This is a genomic window from Idiomarina fontislapidosi, assembly GCF_003226255.1.
GTDB lineage: Bacteria > Pseudomonadota > Gammaproteobacteria > Enterobacterales > Alteromonadaceae > Idiomarina > Idiomarina fontislapidosi.
Window position 1 is genome coordinate 30,736 of the sequence record NZ_QJST01000008.1, and the last position, 14,812, is coordinate 45,547.

Here is a 14,812-nt window from a genome sequence, read left to right on the forward strand (position 1 = left end):
TACTTACTATAACAACAGGAAATACCAATGAAGTTAACTCACCTCCTTGGTGTAGCTGTCGCGAGCATGGCGGTCTCTCAGGCCCTTAATGCCCAAGCGTTCGACGACAAGTTTCGCCAGTTGAATGATGACAAGTATCGTTCCCCTAATATTTATAGAACCGCCTCGGGTGCACCAGGTCACGGATATTGGCAACAGCAAGCTGACTACGATATTCAAGTTACCTTGAATGATGAAAATCAAAGCATCAATGCCCGTAGCACAATTACATATACCAACAACTCACCCGATACATTACGTTACATTTGGGTACAGCTGGATCAGAACCGCTTCAAGAAAGACTCTATCGGTCCACAAACCTCGGCTTCTAGCGCTGAGCGGATGCAGAAAGTCAGCTTTAGCCAAATGGAAACGATGATGACGCAGGAAGAGTTTCCTGCGGGTTACACTATCACGGACGTATCGGACCCTCGTGGCGAGCAAATGGATTACATCATTAATGACACAATGATGCGTATCGATTTAGCTGAACCACTCGAGTCCGGCGAGTCTGTTGAATTTAATATCGGCTGGAAGTTCAACATCATCGAGGCTGATGTACTCGGTGGTCGCGGTGGCTATGAGTACTTCGAAGATGATGGTAACTACCTCTATGAAATGGCTCAGTGGTTCCCGCGCGTTGCAGCCTATTACGATGCCGAAGGCTGGCAAAACAAACAGTTCATTGGTAATGGTGAGTTCGCATTAGAATTTGGTGACTACCAAGTTGCTATCACCGTACCCGCCGACCACATTGTCGCTGCAACGGGTGAACTGCAAAACCCTGACGACGTGCTGACAGAAGAGCAGCAAGACCGTTTAGAAGAGGCCGAGACGGCTGACAAACCGGTTAAAATCGTCACGCAAGAAGAAGCGCTAGAGAATGAAAAAGAAGGCACCTCGGATACCAAAACCTGGGTATTCAAAGCTGATAACGTGCGTGACTTCGCATGGGCTTCTTCGCGCAAGTTCATCTGGGATGCACAAGGTTTTGATAATGGCGAAAGCGATGTGCTCGCGATGTCGTTCTACCCAGAAGAAGGTAATCCTTTGTGGGAGCGCTACTCAACAGCATCCATTATCCATACTATCGAACACTATAATAAGTATAGTTTTGCGTACCCATACCCGGTAGCGATCTCAGTCAACGGACCGGTTGGCGGTATGGAATACCCGATGCTGACCTTCAACGGACCGCGTCCTTACGTCGATGAAGACAGTGGCGAGAAGTATTACTCAAAACGTACTAAGTATGGTTTGATTTCCGTCATCATCCACGAAATCGGTCACGTCTACTTCCCAATGATCGTCAACTCAGACGAACGTCAATGGACATGGATGGACGAAGGCCTGAATACTTATCTGCAGTTCTTAGCCGAACAAGCGTGGGAAGATAACTACCCATCGTGGCGCGGCGAAGCGCGTAATATCACGCGTTACATGGCAAGCCAAAATCAGATGCCAATTATGACCAACTCAGAATCTATTCTGCAGTTCGGTAATAATGCCTACGGTAAGCCTGCCACCGCGTTGAACATTCTGCGCGAAACTATCGTTGGTCGTGAGCTCTTCGACTTTGCATTCCGTGAGTACGCTCGTCGTTGGAAGTTTAAACGTCCAACGCCAGAAGACTTTTTCCGTACCTTGGAAGATGCATCTGGCGTCGATCTCGACTGGTTTATCCGTGGCTGGTTCTACACCACCGACCACGTCGATATCTCGCTGGATAAAGTCCATTTGCTTACAGTGAACACGCAAGATCCTGAAGTCGAGAAAGCATGGCAGAAACAAATTGATGATCGCGATCCTAAGTCGATTACGGCAATTCGTAATGAAGACATGGCTAAGAAAATTGATCAGCAAACGCATCTGCGCGACTTCTACAACGAGCATGACGAGTACACCGTCACTAACGCCGACCGTAACGAGTATAAGCAGTTACTCGAAGGTCTTAACGACGAACAGAAGCAAATGCTGAAAAATGGCAAAAACTTCTATGTACTCGACTTTAGTAACAAAGGCGGATTGGTCATGCCTATCTTGCTGGACCTTCACTACGCTGACGGCACTAAAGAGCACGTGCGTATTCCAGCTGAAGTATGGCGCCGTTCACCTGAGCACGTAAGCAAACTGCTTATTCGTGAAAAAACCATTGAACAAGTTGTCGTTGACCCATATTGGGAAACCGCAGATACCGATACGTCAAACAACTTCTGGCCTGCACGTGCGGTCCCATCGCGTATCGAGCTTTACAAGCGTAATCGCGGCGACGATAGCATGATGGAACGCTATAATGAGGAACTCGACACGGATGATGAAAACGCTGAAGAATAATATAGCGCGTTCTATTATCGGTTTAATTGCCTCTTGTGCGCTGCTACCTCAGGTAGCAGCGCACAAATATTTTTTCGGCTTAACCGATGTCAGTTGGAACCCGCATTCTGGCAACATCGAAGTCATACATCAGTACACACTGCATGACGTTGAGCTCGCCATCGGTCGCTTCTTTGATGAACCGTTTCGGATCGATCAACCCGACGCAGACCAACGCGTTAAAGAGTGGATCAACGCTCGTTTCTCCATGAACGACGCGTCTGGTAATCCAACTAAGTTGAACTGGGTTGGCGTCGAAGCCGACTTCCAAAACTTGTGGATATACCAAGAAAAACCTCATACAAAAACGGATTTTTGTAATTGGAACATAACAAACCGTGTTATGCTTTCTACATATCCAGCTCAAGTAAACACGGTTAATGTGGAGACTGGCAACATAACGCGAGGCGTTACGCTCAATGAGCAACGGGATACCAAAAAAATTAATTGCGGTGAATAAAGGGTAATTATTTATGGACGCAGAGTTCGTGAATCCATTTTTGAATGCGCTCCAAAACGTACTTTCGATGATGGCTCAAATGGAGCTCAAACCAGGTAAGCCTCAGATTAAGAAAGACGAATATGCTCGGGGTGATGTATCCGGGATTATTGGCATGGTTGGCCCTCAAGTAAAGGGCTCTTTTTCAATCTCGTTTGAAGAAAATCTAGCGTGCGAAATTATGCACAAAATGCTAGGAGAACTGCCTGATTCAGTGGATGAAGAAGTCTGTGACATGGTGGGTGAAATAACCAATATGGTTACAGGTGGGGCAAAGAAAGAGCTCGCAGAGCGTGGTTTTGATTTCGATATGGCAACGCCGATTGTGGTGTCAGGTCGTGATCATACAATTTCTCATAAATCTGAGGGCGCGAAATTGATCATGCCTTTCAACCACGTCGCTGGTAAAGCGTATATTGAAATTTGTTTTGATAAACTGAGAGCCTAGTCTTTACTAAGCTCTCCTTATCTATGTTTAATAGCGTTCGTCATCCGACGCACGCGCAAAGTTATCAAACCTCGACAAGTGCCCGTGGAATTTAAGCTCAACTTTGCCTATCGGGCCATTCCGTTGCTTACCAATGATAATCTCAGCCAACCCTTTTTCAGCGCTTTCCGGATGATATACCTCGTCACGATAAATAAACATGATGACATCGGCATCTTGCTCTATCGAGCCCGACTCACGTAAGTCTGAGTTCACTGGTCGCTTGTCAGAACGCTGCTCGAGTGAACGGTTAAGCTGTGACAATGCGACAACCGGTACACTCAACTCTTTCGCGAGCGACTTAAGTGAACGCGAGATTTCAGCAATTTCAAGTGTACGGTTTTCTGACATCCCCGGCACGGTCATCAACTGAAGGTAATCCACCATGATCATCGACAGTCCGCCATGGTCACGGGCTACACGACGCGCTCGAGAACGCACTTCAGTCGGTGTTAACCCCGAAGAGTCATCGATATACAGATTGCTTTTATCGTTCAGAATATTCATCACTGATGCGATGCGCGCCCAATCATCGTCTTCGAGACGACCTGTGCGGACACGGTTCTGATCGACGCGGCTCAGTGAAGCGAGCATACGCATCATGATTTGCTCCGCTGGCATTTCGAGGCTAAACACCAATACCGGCTTTTCCTCGTTCATTGCAACATTTTCCGCAAGGTTCATTGCAAACGTGGTTTTACCCATTGACGGACGCGCAGCGACGATAATCAGATCGGAGGGTTGCAACCCAGCTGTCATTTGATCCAGGTCGTGGAACCCCGTTGAGGTGCCCGTGACACCGTTGTGATTTTTGATATTACTCAGTGTTTCGATTTTTTCAATCGTCTTTGCCAAGATGTCACTTACGCCTTTGGGTCCCTCTGTGGCACTTGTGCGCTTTTCTGCAATTCGAAAGACTTTACTCTCGGCTTCATCGAGTAATTGCTGGCTGGTGCGACCTTGCGTATCGTAACCCGACTCGGCTATATCATTCGCTGCCGCAATCATTTCACGTAACACCGCTCGCTCACGAACGATATTAGCGTAAGCAACAATATTCGCCGCACTTGGTGTGTTTTTAGATATTTCGCCTAGATAAGCAAAGCCACCAACAGCATCAAGCTCGGCATTCGCTTCTAGCTCTTCCGAGACAGTAACCAAGTCCATGGGTTGGCTGCTATCCGCGAGCGATTGCATCGCGGAAAAAATCAATCGATGAGCTCGGTGATAGAAATCTTGTGCGATAATAAGACCAGATACTTTATCCCAAGCATCATTATCTAGCATCAAGCCACCTAACACAGATTGTTCGGCTTCGATCGAATGAGGCGCTGAACGCAGCGCCTCAATCGATTTATCTCGTTGTTTATTTTTCTCGACCATTGTTGAGATCTCTAAGCACTCTCTAATGGTCGCTACTATATCGTTAATCGCGACGAATTTCGACAGTTCCCGATACCGTTGTTAGCCCAACACGCGCACTTCCAGAACCGACTTCGAAATTAAGCTCTGATGACGTGCCCCAACGAGATTCGGTCGCCTTATCATTACTCAATTGGTTAGTAATATCACCACCGGCGTTGGTCGAAATATCAAAGCTCGCGTTAGGCATTGAGGCAAAGATAAACGCCATATCTCCACTGACCGATGACGCCTTAAGTTCACCGTTGTCTGCCAGGTTAAGTGAGATATGAATATCGCCACTCACATTCTTAAGATTGCCTTTCTTAAGTTTAGGTAACTCTGCACTCACGTCACCCGATACATTCTGCAGATAAAACTCCTCAAGCACTTCTGCCTGCACATCGATATCCCCACTCACCGCCTGATAGTGCGCCACAGTGGCTTTACTACTCTTATCACTAATATCGCCGCTCACACTCTCTAGGCGCACCGAACCTGCCACTGCTCGGGTACTGATATCCCCACTCACAGTGCTAACCTCGATACCCCCATCAATATTTTCCAGTTTCACATCGCCACTGACTAAATCCGTCTCTACGCCCGCTTGTAGGTCAAATGCTTCAACGTCCATCGATACACCTTTAATATCGAGGTGGCTCGTTTTCGGCATATATAAAGTCAACTTAGAGCCTTCTTCGTCATCGAACCAGCCATTTTGTTCTGGCGTTTTCACTTGGACATGCAAGGTCGTTCCACGTAATTCAAAAATGAACCGCTCAGTACGTTTGTCTAATGTGCCTGTGACATGAACAAGGTTATCGTCGCTCGCCATCACTTCTATCGAGCCGCGTTCATTGTCGACGAACACTTCTGTACCTTTAGGCACTTCCATTTTTTCATCCACGCGTTGTTGCGCAACTGCACTGGTTGTCGCCAGTGCAACAGCACCTACGAATAATGCGGTTAAAAATTTCATAACACTCTCCTCGTTCGGCTAATCTTAAATCTGTTTCAGTGTTGGCTTTTGTTGATAACTTTGCTCAAGCAAAGCCAACTCCTGTTCATTAATCCAACGCAATAATTCCAGTTGTTGCGCATTACCTGGTCCTGAGGCGAGTGCCTCTAACACCGATTGTCTTGCGTTAGCGAGCTGTTGCAATTGCGTTGCTAACTGTTCGTCATTTTGCTCCAAGCCCGCGAGCTTATAGCCACTCTGAAGTGCCGAAACTTGCTGCGCTTGCGTGCTAATCATTTGTGCAGCAGCGGCATAGTAAGGTGATTCATACGGTGCCTTAGCGGTTCCAGATTGTGTACCGTTGTAACCCACCAGTACAGCAACGGCTAACAGGCTTGCGGCTAACGCACCACCGCCAGCAGCCCACCAAGTACGATGACTGTTATCGTGGCGCTCAGTGGTCTGTGCCTGCAACCGTTGCTCGATGCCATCCCACAAGCTCTCAGGTGGCTCTATCCCATCCGGATCACTGCGGTGGCGTGCAATCAATGCGTCCAGTTGCTGCTCTTTGTTTTTGCTCATAACCACTCCTGCATCATTTTCTTAGCACGAAAAAACTGCGACTTACTCGTGCCTTCAGCAATATTTAACATGTCGGCGATCTGCTGATGTGAATAGTCTTGTAAAGCGTGCAACACAAATACTTGCCGGGTTTGCTCAGGTAGTTGGACAATTAACTTATCGAGCTCACCCAGATCGAGTGTTGTACTGTCGGCTTCTTCCTTGGTGTTAAACTCGACAGCGCGCTCATTGCGCTTAAACCAACGTGTCTGTTTGCGCATCTCGGTGATGCCAACGTTGTTCGCCAAGCTAAATAACCAAGTCGAAAACTTTGCTCGACCATCAAATTTGGGCAGCGATTGCCACGCTTGAACAAAAATTTCTTGCACTAAATCATCGGCCAATGAGCGATCGGCGGTTAACCTAAACACCATTCCATAGACTCCACGCACATGTCGCTCATATAGGCGTTTGAACGCATGCTTATCGCCATTAGCAGCCAACTTAATATCGTTGCTGTCTGACAATGTCCTCTCCCTGCAAAACATGTAATTAGCTAATCTATAGAGTAAGTCGAGTTAACGCGAGTCTAGGTTTACAAGCAGGCAAAAAAAAAGCTGCCCGAAGGCAGCTTTTTTCACAACGGAGTTAATAATTACTCAGTTGGAACCACTTTAACAGTGATGTTTGCAAAAACGTCTGCGTGCAAGTGAAGTTCGATTTCAAACTCACCTACTTCACGCAAAGTGCCGTTAGGCATAAGTACTTCGCTCTTCTTCACTTCAACGCCTGCCGCAGTGATTGCGTCAGCGATATCGCGAGTACCGATAGAGCCAAATAATTTACCTTCGTCACCCGCTTTAGAAGCGATAGTAACAGATTCCAAAGCATTTACTTTCTCAGCGCGCGCTTGAGCTGCAGCTAATTGGTCAGCCAATTTCGCTTCGTAGTCAGCACGACGTTGCTCAAAAAGTTCAACGTTTTCTTTTGTTGCAGGAACCGCTTTACCTTGTGGGAACAAGAAGTTACGCGCGTAACCTGACTTAACAGCAACCTGGTCGCCTAAGCTACCTAGGTTAGCGATCTTATCTAATAAGATGACATTCATTTTCGCTACCTCTAAATCTTGGTATCCGAGCCCTTGCTAACTTACTGATGTGAATCAGTGTAAGGTAGCAGAGACAAATAACGAGCACGCTTAATAGCACGTGCTAACTGACGCTGATACTTAGCTGATGTTCCAGTGATACGGCTTGGAACGATCTTGCCAGATTCAGTGATATAGTTTTTTAGCGTAGCGATGTCTTTGTAATCGATCTCTTTTACGCCTTCAGCCTTAAAACGGCAAAATTTACGGCGACGGAAAAAACGAGCCATTATGGCCTCCTTAAATCATTTCTAGATGCTGAGCGTGAAGAACCAGCTTGGCTAGTGCTTGCTTGTCTTCATGACGATGCAAGAACCCTTCAGTATGTACTTCACTGCCCACCGTCAATTTATCCAACCAGTGCGTAAGCCCTTCGCCACTCATGATGACTTGTAAACGGACAAACGATTGTCGGCTCATTCCCGCTTCTGCTTGCATTGAGCGGTGCTCAATAGAGAATTGGATGTGCTCAATACCTGATGGACTCTTTTCGAGTCGGGCAGGCTTACAAACGTGTCCAGTTAGGTGAAGTCGATTCATAGTTGCTTGAAGCGCAAAACCTCAATTAAGCGGCTTCGCTATCACCTTTACGCTCTTCCTTTTTAGTCAAAGGAGATGGTTCAGTGATGGCTTCTTTTTTACGCATAACAAGGTTACGTAAAACAGCGTCGTTGAAACGGAAAGCTGTTTCCAGCTCGTCAACAACTTCTGAGCTCGCTTCAATGTTAAGCAATACATAGTGTGCTTTGTGAAGCTTGTTGATTGGGTAAGCTAGTTGACGGCGACCCCAGTCTTCTAGACGATGGATCTGGCCACCACCTTGCTTGATCGTTTCGCTATAGCGCTCGATCATGCCAGGTACTTGCTCGCTTTGGTCTGGATGGACCATAAATACGATTTCGTAATGACGCATTACTGCTTCCTTTTGGTTCAGTAGCCTCTTTTCAGTTCAGCCAAACTGACATAGAAGCAAGGAATACTCTAGTTAAAAAGATAAAACGGCTGATTTGAGCCGCGCGAGTTTAACTAAATTACAAGCAAAATGCAATGGTTAATAATCGCGCGCTTCTGGATGAGATGCTTTGTGTGCTGAACTTACTTCGTCGGTGACGAGTGACACCAAGCGTCCGGCAAGTTCAGTTTTAACGCCGACAGGACCGCGCACCATGACACGATCCAACGGGCTTCCTGACTGACTGATATCCGCTTGTAACGCTAAAAAGTCATCGGCTTGGCTGACCTCGACACGAATCGCATATTCTGCGTTCTGTGCCGATTCGATGTGCCATTCATGTCGCACATCAAAGCGATTCTGCAAATCTTCAATAACCTGATTCACAACGGGCGCATCAGTCGCAGACTGATAATCAATGCTGACATAGGGTTTAGTCGAACGCACAAACGTGTCGTCATTCCAATTAGGTGTCCAACTTAAAAACAGCAACCCAATAAGTGCTAGCGCAATAATAATGGGTAGCAGACGACGACTAACCGGCATTGCGTTGTCTCACTGCTTCAAACAAACAGACGCCACTGGCAACAGAGACATTCAAACTGCTTACCGAGCCATTAAGTGGGATAGACGCCAGTTCATCACAGGTTTCACGGGTCAAACGACGCATACCTTTACCCTCGGCACCCATGACCAGTGCAAGCGGCCCTTTAAAATCAATATCATAAAGCGATTTATCGGCCTCGCCAGCGGTACCGACCACCCACACATTAAGTTCTTGCAGCGTACGTAAAGCGCGAGCCAAATTGGTGACCACGACCAGTGGAATATTGTCCACTGCGCCACACGCCACTTTGCGAACTGTTGGTGTGACTTGCGCGGATTTATCTTTTGGCACCACCACCGCGGTTGCGCCAGCTGCATCCGCTGTACGCATACAAGCGCCTAAGTTATGAGGGTCCGTGACATTATCGAGTACTAAAAATAACGGCTGACCACCGGCCTTTTCGATTAAACCCGAAAAATCGTTTTCATTAAGCGGCGGTGTTGCTTTTATTGTTGCAACCACGCCTTGGTGGTTGCCAAACTCGGCACGTTTATCCAACGCCTGTCGAGGTATCCACTGCGGACGAATGCCAATTGCCTCCGCCTGACCAATCACCTCGGCAACAGAAGCATCCTGCCGTTCGCGTGAAACAAATAGTTCGATAAGTCGCTCTGGGTGCTGAGTGAGCACCGAGCGAACGGCATGCAAACCAAAAACCGTAACCTTTTGACTCATGACTTAGTGCGTCCTTTACTGCTTGCTTGGCCGCGATTCTGCTTTTCGCCTGTCGGCTTATTATTCCCAGACTTACGCTTATTGGAGCGTTTACCGCGGTTATTCTTTCCACCTTTTTTTAGACCTTTGGGGTTACCTTTATTGCCTTTCGGCATACGCGATTTGCCCGTGGGACTCTCTGCGTTAAGTAACTCAAGATCGATTTTGCGATCATCCAGATTCACTTGCTTAACACGTACATCCACTTTGTCGCCAAGTCGGAACACACGGTGACTGTTCTCACCTACAAGCATGTTTTTAGTGTTATCGAACTGGTAATAATCATCACCTAGATTACTAATATGCACGAGCCCATCGATTTGATATTCGTCCAACCTGACGAACAAGCCGAAGTTGGTCACAGCCGCAATAACACCCGAGAAACTCGAACCAATGTGGTCCTGCATGAATTCGCACTTAAGCCATTCATCCACTTGTCGTGTCGCGTCATCTGCACGACGTTCGGTGTGACTGCAATGCACGCCCAAGTCATCCAGTCCCGCATCATCATATGACCACGCGCCCGTTAATGCGCCTTTATACTCGCCACGACGTTTCAAAATAGCTTTGATAGCACGGTGTAAAATCAAGTCAGGATAACGTCTGATCGGTGACGTAAAGTGTGAATATGACTTTAGCGCCAAGCCAAAGTGACCAACGTTGTCAGGCTGATAAACGGCTTGCTGCATTGAACGCAACAGCATGGTTTCGATCAGTTCACGGTCTGGACGCCCTTCGACTTCCGATAACAACTTACCAAAGTCTGTCGGTGTAGGCTCTTCGCCACCACCTAGTTCGAGGCCTAACTCACCTAAGAAGCTGCGGAAGTTGGTTAAACGTTCGTCAGCCGGTGGCTCGTGAACCCGAAACAGCGCATTGATGTCATCTTCCGACTCCACCAATTTAGCCGCCGCAACGTTCGCAGCTATCATACATTCTTCAATGATTTTGTGCGCCACATGACGTTTAACAGGCTCGATACGTTCGATTTTACGCTCTGCATTAAAAATGAAACGTACTTCTTGTGTATCAAACTCAATCGCCGAGCGCTTTTTACGGACCGAAGCAAGTGCTTTGTACAAGCTATGCAACGACTCGATATTGCTGAGCACATGCTTATACTGCTCACGCAGCTCGACATCCCCATCCAAAATTTGTTTAACTTTGGTGTAAGTCAATCGCGCATGGCTGTTCATCACCGCAGGATAAAAACGCGAAGACTTTAATTTCCCGCGCGGACCGACTTCGATTTCAGCAACCATACAAAGTCTATCAACGTTCGGGTTAAGCGAGCACAACCCATTCGATAGCTTTTCCGGTAGCATTGGAATGACGTTGTTGGGGAAGTATACCGAATTACCGCGAGTCCAAGCTTCTTGGTCGAGCACCGTATTGGGCTTGACGTAGTATGATACATCGGCAATGGCAACCCACAGCCGCCAACCACCGTCTTCTGGCATCGCCAATACCGCGTCATCAAAATCACGCGAATCTTCGCCATCAATCGTAATGAGCGGGAGTTCACGTAAGTCGACACGCCCTTCGTAAGCTTGCTTCGGTACTTCATCGGCAATTTTGCTGAGCTCTTGGCTGAGCCCTTCTGGCCATTCATTCGGAATATCATGCTCACGAATTGCGACTTCAATTTCCATCCCGGGCGCCATATGATCGCCCAAAATTTCAGTGATCTCGCCAATCGGGCTAGTGCGTTTGTTCGGGCGGCGTGTGATTTTTACCACTACCAGCTGTCCATGACGCGCGCCAGCGTTTGCCTGTGGCGGAATTAATATATCTTGATTGATGCGGCTGTCATCAGGTACCACGATACCCATGTCGTGGTCGACAAAGTAACGACCGACAATGTCATTGTCGCGTGGCTCGATGACGCGAACGACTCGACCTTCGCGCTTGCCTTTACGGTCATGACCGGCCACTTTTACGAGTACCACATCGCCGTGAAGTACAGAATACATTTGGTGATGTGGGATAAAAATATCCCCACCGCCCTCTTCAGGTTGGCAGAAGCCGAAACCTTCGCGGTGTCCGATGATACGGCCTTTAATCAACTGCATCCGTTCAGGCAGGCCATAGCTGTTGGCCTTGGTATACACTAACTGACCGTCACGCTCCATCGCTCGCAAGCGACGTTTGATGCCGATATGTTGGCGTTCATCATCAAGTTTGAAATGATTTACAAATTCATCAAACGAAACAGGCTTTAGCTGCTTCTGTACCAACTCAAGCAATTCTTCTCTGCTTGGTATTTCAACCTCGTAGGTTGGGGTGCGTTGGTCGTTCGAATCTGTTTCTGACATAAGTTCTCTTTAAAGTTGAAAGTAAATATTGACTACTATGCGTGCAGTATACGCTTTATATGCCTTATTGTCAGTGACAGAAAAAAGAAACCCCAACCGAAGCTGGGGTTTCATATCGTCACCTTAGTTAGCAGGCGATTGCGTGATAGTGCGCTGTTCAATGACGTTGTCATCAATATCTGCGTCATCATACCAAATCGGGCGCAGCTGAGGTTCTTGCGAATACAACTGAGTTTGATCGAGATAATGATCAGATAGAATATTGCGCGACTGCGAATAGCTCAGTAAACCCTGCGCTTGCGGACCATCATCCGTAAACTCCATGGTAAACATCCAGCTCGAGCCATAACTGATATGATAACCGGCGCCATTGGCCGCTAGGTTAGAGCCTTCAAGCTGCGGGTAAATCAAGCGCGGATAAATCGTACCATCCGATCCAGTATTCGCACGGAACACGTTGAAACCACCTTCAATATTGTTTGCGCCGCCCCAAGGCAAGCGGTTTCCGCTTGGCGTACCATCCGGTAGCGCTCGCTCAACAAATTGAACTTCACCCAACGGCGCATCAATCGACAGGCCCACCGACTGAATACGTGCCATAGCATTGCCCAACAACACTAACGGCGCAGTTGACTGTTTCAAGCCGCTCGGCGTCGTCAGTGGCTGTTCGGCATCATAAGGGACCTGCCACTGTGGATCGCGTGACCACTCCGATGCAAATTCACGGAACAACACAGCCCCGACACTCTCTTTGTTCATCGTGCCATCCCACTGTGCAAGCACGTCACAGGCGGGTTTGACACTCATAGCGCTAGCGGCGGTATTAACGGGGTTCTCGCCCTGCGCCATACAAAGCGCCACGAGATCTTCCAAAATTGCGTCGGCAAGGAATGCGCGGTTGTTAAGTAACTTCGCTTCAATATCATCTCGACTGAATAAGCCATCGACCGAGCCACCTTCAGCCAACATCTGTTGACCTAAGCGTGAACGTAATGACTGCTGGTTACCAATCGGTCCCCATAACGGAGAGACATCTTCGATAGGGCTATCTGGATTGGTGAGCCAGAAGCTGTCATTTGAGTTTTGCACAAAGTCGTTGCGCAATAGCTGTGGCGCCTTACTGAATGGCATTTTACCATCCGCTTTATGGCTCGCCGAAGTGCCAGGCACCACAGGGAAACCGGCTGATGCACTAATACCTTGTAACACAGTATTGCCCTGCCACTGTGCAATCGTCTCGTCACTGAGGTTAGGTACAGAAGATCCGTCAGTAAAGAATACGTCGCCGTCTTCGTCAGCAGCCATCGCGTTATTGAACACCGTCCCTGTGTAATCGACGAACGATTGACGATACTCTTCGATATTACGTGCCCGATTCATCGCCAACCAATGATCGAAAATTTCAAAGTTGGGTAAGTTCGCATCGTAAATTGCGTAGGCAACGTCTTTTCCGTACGGGTCTGTTCCCCAAGTCAGTGGCGAGTTTGGCACTTTAATGATTGTACCAAACTCACTGTGATAACTCGTTTTCTCTAATGTGATGAGGCCATTTCCAGTGTTCACCTGGATCTGATGCGTTTTGGTTGTCATCGGCACGGACTCACCATCAACCATGTAATGAGTACCTGTCTCGTCTTCAGGATCGAGCGCTAACTGATGCACCACAAAACGATTAGCGGTCGAGAACGTATGAGTCCATGCAACGTGGTCATTAAAGCCAATATTTACGATGCCCGGCATACCCGATAACGAACCGCCAACAACTTTCAATTCACCTGGAATTTCTGTGCCAAACTGCCAGAAACGTTGATTGCCCGTATGGGGGAAGTGCGGATTGGCGAGCACCATGCCGTTTCCGGTCGCGGACAATTCGGAGCCAATTGCCCAGCCATTGGATCCCATTTCTGTCGGGTTAGGCTCTGGCATTTCAACGTGCACAGGCGCTAAATCCATCGCCTGCTGAGTGGGTGCGACAGGCTGCGGCAGATAATTTTGATTAGGTGGTGCAGCAACAAAGACTGCGCCAGTAAAGTTGCTCGCGCCCGGCAACAGCGCCACACCTTGTGCATAAGTTAACAGATCAATCGGCGTGATCTCTTGTACGAACGGCTGCCCAGCACAGGTCGGATCGATGTTATTCACACCCGTCTCGCGCAAATACTGATTGTATCCCGCAGCATAACCCGTCAGTAGGGCTTGAGATTCTTCACTCAGTGAATCAAAACCTTGTTCAGCATTCTCGCGAATACCCAAAGCCAGATAGCCAAAATCATCAATCAAATTTTGATTGTTGTTCGAGCCAATCGGGTTGTTGGGACCGAAATACATTGAGCGTTGCGAGTTAAACTTAACGATTTGGTCAGCTAACACACAAATATTATCATTGGCGAAGGCAAAGCCAACACCAAAACCCAAACTTTCTAAGTTGTCCGCCTTAACGTAAGGCACACCGTACGTGGTCCATCGAATGTCGGCGCTTAGCTCATCATCGTCGTCAAACGTTGACAATGGATCTTGAACAGGTAGCGGACTGCTGTAATCAGGTTCTGGTGGGGGCTCTGGCGCTTGGTAGTCAGCCACTTCGTTACTGAAGTTACAGCCGCCTAACGATACGAGTCCTGCAATTAGCAAGGCTCGATAGAGCAGTGAGGTCTTGTAAATTCTCATCGCGCTTTCCTTGTGAAGTTTAAATTATTGTTATTAGCACAACAGCGAGACTGCTTTATTCGCATCTAATTGTTGAAATAATGACCACATGC

At 47.8% G+C, this 14,812-nt stretch carries 15 protein-coding genes; 3 read left to right on the top strand and 12 right to left on the bottom strand.

Translation table 11 applies throughout. The features are described 5' to 3' along the window. The first annotated feature begins 27 nt into the window (after positions 1-27). Genes DFP83_RS09165 through DFP83_RS09175 form a run of 3 tightly spaced genes read left to right on the top strand, consistent with a single transcriptional unit; the run spans position 28 to position 3,359 of the window. A complete protein-coding gene (locus DFP83_RS09165; protein ID WP_110575007.1) occupies positions 28-2,373 on the top strand; it encodes a M1 family metallopeptidase in 2,346 nt (781 codons plus the stop codon). Continuing rightward, the gene (locus DFP83_RS09170) at positions 2,351-2,872 is read left to right on the top strand and encodes a DUF6702 family protein (protein WP_110575009.1); all 522 of its coding nucleotides are present in this window, start codon (positions 2,351-2,353) and stop codon (positions 2,870-2,872) included. Before DFP83_RS09165 ends, DFP83_RS09170 begins: the two co-directional genes overlap by 23 nt. 13 nt (positions 2,873-2,885) lie before the next feature. Further along, on the top strand, positions 2,886-3,359 hold the full coding sequence (locus DFP83_RS09175) for a chemotaxis protein CheX (RefSeq protein ID WP_110575011.1): 474 nt from the start codon (positions 2,886-2,888) through the stop codon (positions 3,357-3,359). A 27-nt stretch (positions 3,360-3,386) separates the two neighbouring features. Here the strand turns inward: DFP83_RS09175 and dnaB are convergent, their stop codons facing one another. From dnaB to DFP83_RS09235, 12 genes are all read right to left on the bottom strand, one after another. Beyond that, a complete protein-coding gene (gene dnaB, locus DFP83_RS09180) occupies positions 3,387-4,781 on the bottom strand; it encodes a replicative DNA helicase (protein ID WP_110575013.1) in 1,395 nt (464 codons plus the stop codon). A 43-nt stretch (positions 4,782-4,824) separates the two neighbouring features. Further along, positions 4,825-5,778 carry a DUF4097 family beta strand repeat-containing protein gene (locus DFP83_RS09185; RefSeq protein ID WP_110575015.1) on the bottom strand — a complete coding sequence of 318 codons (954 nt, stop codon included), beginning with the start codon at positions 5,776-5,778 and terminating at the stop codon, positions 4,825-4,827. A gap of 24 nt (positions 5,779-5,802) precedes the next feature. Beyond that, on the bottom strand, positions 5,803-6,339 hold the full coding sequence (locus tag DFP83_RS09190; RefSeq protein ID WP_110575017.1) for a hypothetical protein: 537 nt from the start codon (positions 6,337-6,339) through the stop codon (positions 5,803-5,805). Continuing rightward, complete coding sequence (locus tag DFP83_RS09195; RefSeq protein WP_181416397.1) at positions 6,336-6,845, bottom strand: RNA polymerase sigma factor; 510 nt, start codon at positions 6,843-6,845, stop codon at positions 6,336-6,338. Before DFP83_RS09195 ends, DFP83_RS09190 begins: the two co-directional genes overlap by 4 nt. Positions 6,846-6,973: 128 nt before the next feature. Further along, positions 6,974-7,426, bottom strand: a complete 453-nt coding sequence (rplI, locus tag DFP83_RS09200; RefSeq protein WP_110575022.1) for a 50S ribosomal protein L9 — start codon at positions 7,424-7,426, stop codon at positions 6,974-6,976. Between the two features lie 41 nt (positions 7,427-7,467). Further along, positions 7,468-7,695 (bottom strand): 30S ribosomal protein S18, encoded by a 228-nt coding sequence (gene rpsR / locus DFP83_RS09205; protein WP_006956988.1) that lies wholly within the window; start codon positions 7,693-7,695, stop codon positions 7,468-7,470. A gap of 10 nt (positions 7,696-7,705) precedes the next feature. After that, a complete protein-coding gene (priB, locus tag DFP83_RS09210) occupies positions 7,706-8,005 on the bottom strand; it encodes a primosomal replication protein N (protein ID WP_110575024.1) in 300 nt (99 codons plus the stop codon). Between the two features lie 25 nt (positions 8,006-8,030). After that, the gene (gene rpsF / locus DFP83_RS09215) at positions 8,031-8,378 is read right to left on the bottom strand and encodes a 30S ribosomal protein S6 (RefSeq protein WP_110575025.1); all 348 of its coding nucleotides are present in this window, start codon (positions 8,376-8,378) and stop codon (positions 8,031-8,033) included. A 138-nt stretch (positions 8,379-8,516) separates the two neighbouring features. Then, positions 8,517-8,963, bottom strand: coding sequence for a signaling protein (locus DFP83_RS09220; RefSeq protein ID WP_110575026.1), 447 nt, complete (start codon positions 8,961-8,963; stop codon positions 8,517-8,519). Further along, the gene (gene rlmB, locus DFP83_RS09225) at positions 8,953-9,699 is read right to left on the bottom strand and encodes a 23S rRNA (guanosine(2251)-2'-O)-methyltransferase RlmB (RefSeq protein ID WP_110575029.1); all 747 of its coding nucleotides are present in this window, start codon (positions 9,697-9,699) and stop codon (positions 8,953-8,955) included. The genes DFP83_RS09220 and rlmB overlap by 11 nt, the downstream gene beginning before the upstream one ends. After that, entirely contained in the window at positions 9,696-12,053 is a 2,358-nt protein-coding gene (gene rnr, locus DFP83_RS09230) for a ribonuclease R (RefSeq protein ID WP_110575031.1), read from the bottom strand. Before rnr ends, rlmB begins: the two co-directional genes overlap by 4 nt. A 123-nt stretch (positions 12,054-12,176) precedes the next feature. Then, positions 12,177-14,720 (bottom strand): acylase, encoded by a 2,544-nt coding sequence (locus DFP83_RS09235; protein WP_110575032.1) that lies wholly within the window; start codon positions 14,718-14,720, stop codon positions 12,177-12,179. Positions 14,721-14,812: the final 92 nt, after the last annotated feature.

Bases quoted from the DNA above. Each gene is read 5' to 3' on its own strand.
- DFP83_RS09165 (WP_110575007.1), top strand. From the start codon at position 28: ATGAAGTTAACTCACCTCCTTGGTGTAGCTGTCGCGAGCATGGCGGTC.
- DFP83_RS09170 (WP_110575009.1), top strand. From the start codon at position 2,351: ATGATGAAAACGCTGAAGAATAATATAGCGCGTTCTATTATCGGTTTA.
- DFP83_RS09175 (WP_110575011.1), top strand. From the start codon at position 2,886: ATGGACGCAGAGTTCGTGAATCCATTTTTGAATGCGCTCCAAAACGTA.
- dnaB (WP_110575013.1), bottom strand. From the start codon at position 4,781: ATGGTCGAGAAAAATAAACAACGAGATAAATCGATTGAGGCGCTGCGT.
- DFP83_RS09185 (WP_110575015.1), bottom strand. From the start codon at position 5,778: ATGAAATTTTTAACCGCATTATTCGTAGGTGCTGTTGCACTGGCGACA.
- DFP83_RS09190 (WP_110575017.1), bottom strand. From the start codon at position 6,339: ATGAGCAAAAACAAAGAGCAGCAACTGGACGCATTGATTGCACGCCAC.
- rplI (WP_110575022.1), bottom strand. From the start codon at position 7,426: ATGAATGTCATCTTATTAGATAAGATCGCTAACCTAGGTAGCTTAGGC.
- rpsR (WP_006956988.1), bottom strand. From the start codon at position 7,695: ATGGCTCGTTTTTTCCGTCGCCGTAAATTTTGCCGTTTTAAGGCTGAA.
- priB (WP_110575024.1), bottom strand. From the start codon at position 8,005: ATGAATCGACTTCACCTAACTGGACACGTTTGTAAGCCTGCCCGACTC.
- rpsF (WP_110575025.1), bottom strand. From the start codon at position 8,378: ATGCGTCATTACGAAATCGTATTTATGGTCCATCCAGACCAAAGCGAG.
- DFP83_RS09220 (WP_110575026.1), bottom strand. From the start codon at position 8,963: ATGCCGGTTAGTCGTCGTCTGCTACCCATTATTATTGCGCTAGCACTT.
- rlmB (WP_110575029.1), bottom strand. From the start codon at position 9,699: ATGAGTCAAAAGGTTACGGTTTTTGGTTTGCATGCCGTTCGCTCGGTG.
- rnr (WP_110575031.1), bottom strand. From the start codon at position 12,053: ATGTCAGAAACAGATTCGAACGACCAACGCACCCCAACCTACGAGGTT.
- DFP83_RS09235 (WP_110575032.1), bottom strand. From the start codon at position 14,720: ATGAGAATTTACAAGACCTCACTGCTCTATCGAGCCTTGCTAATTGCA.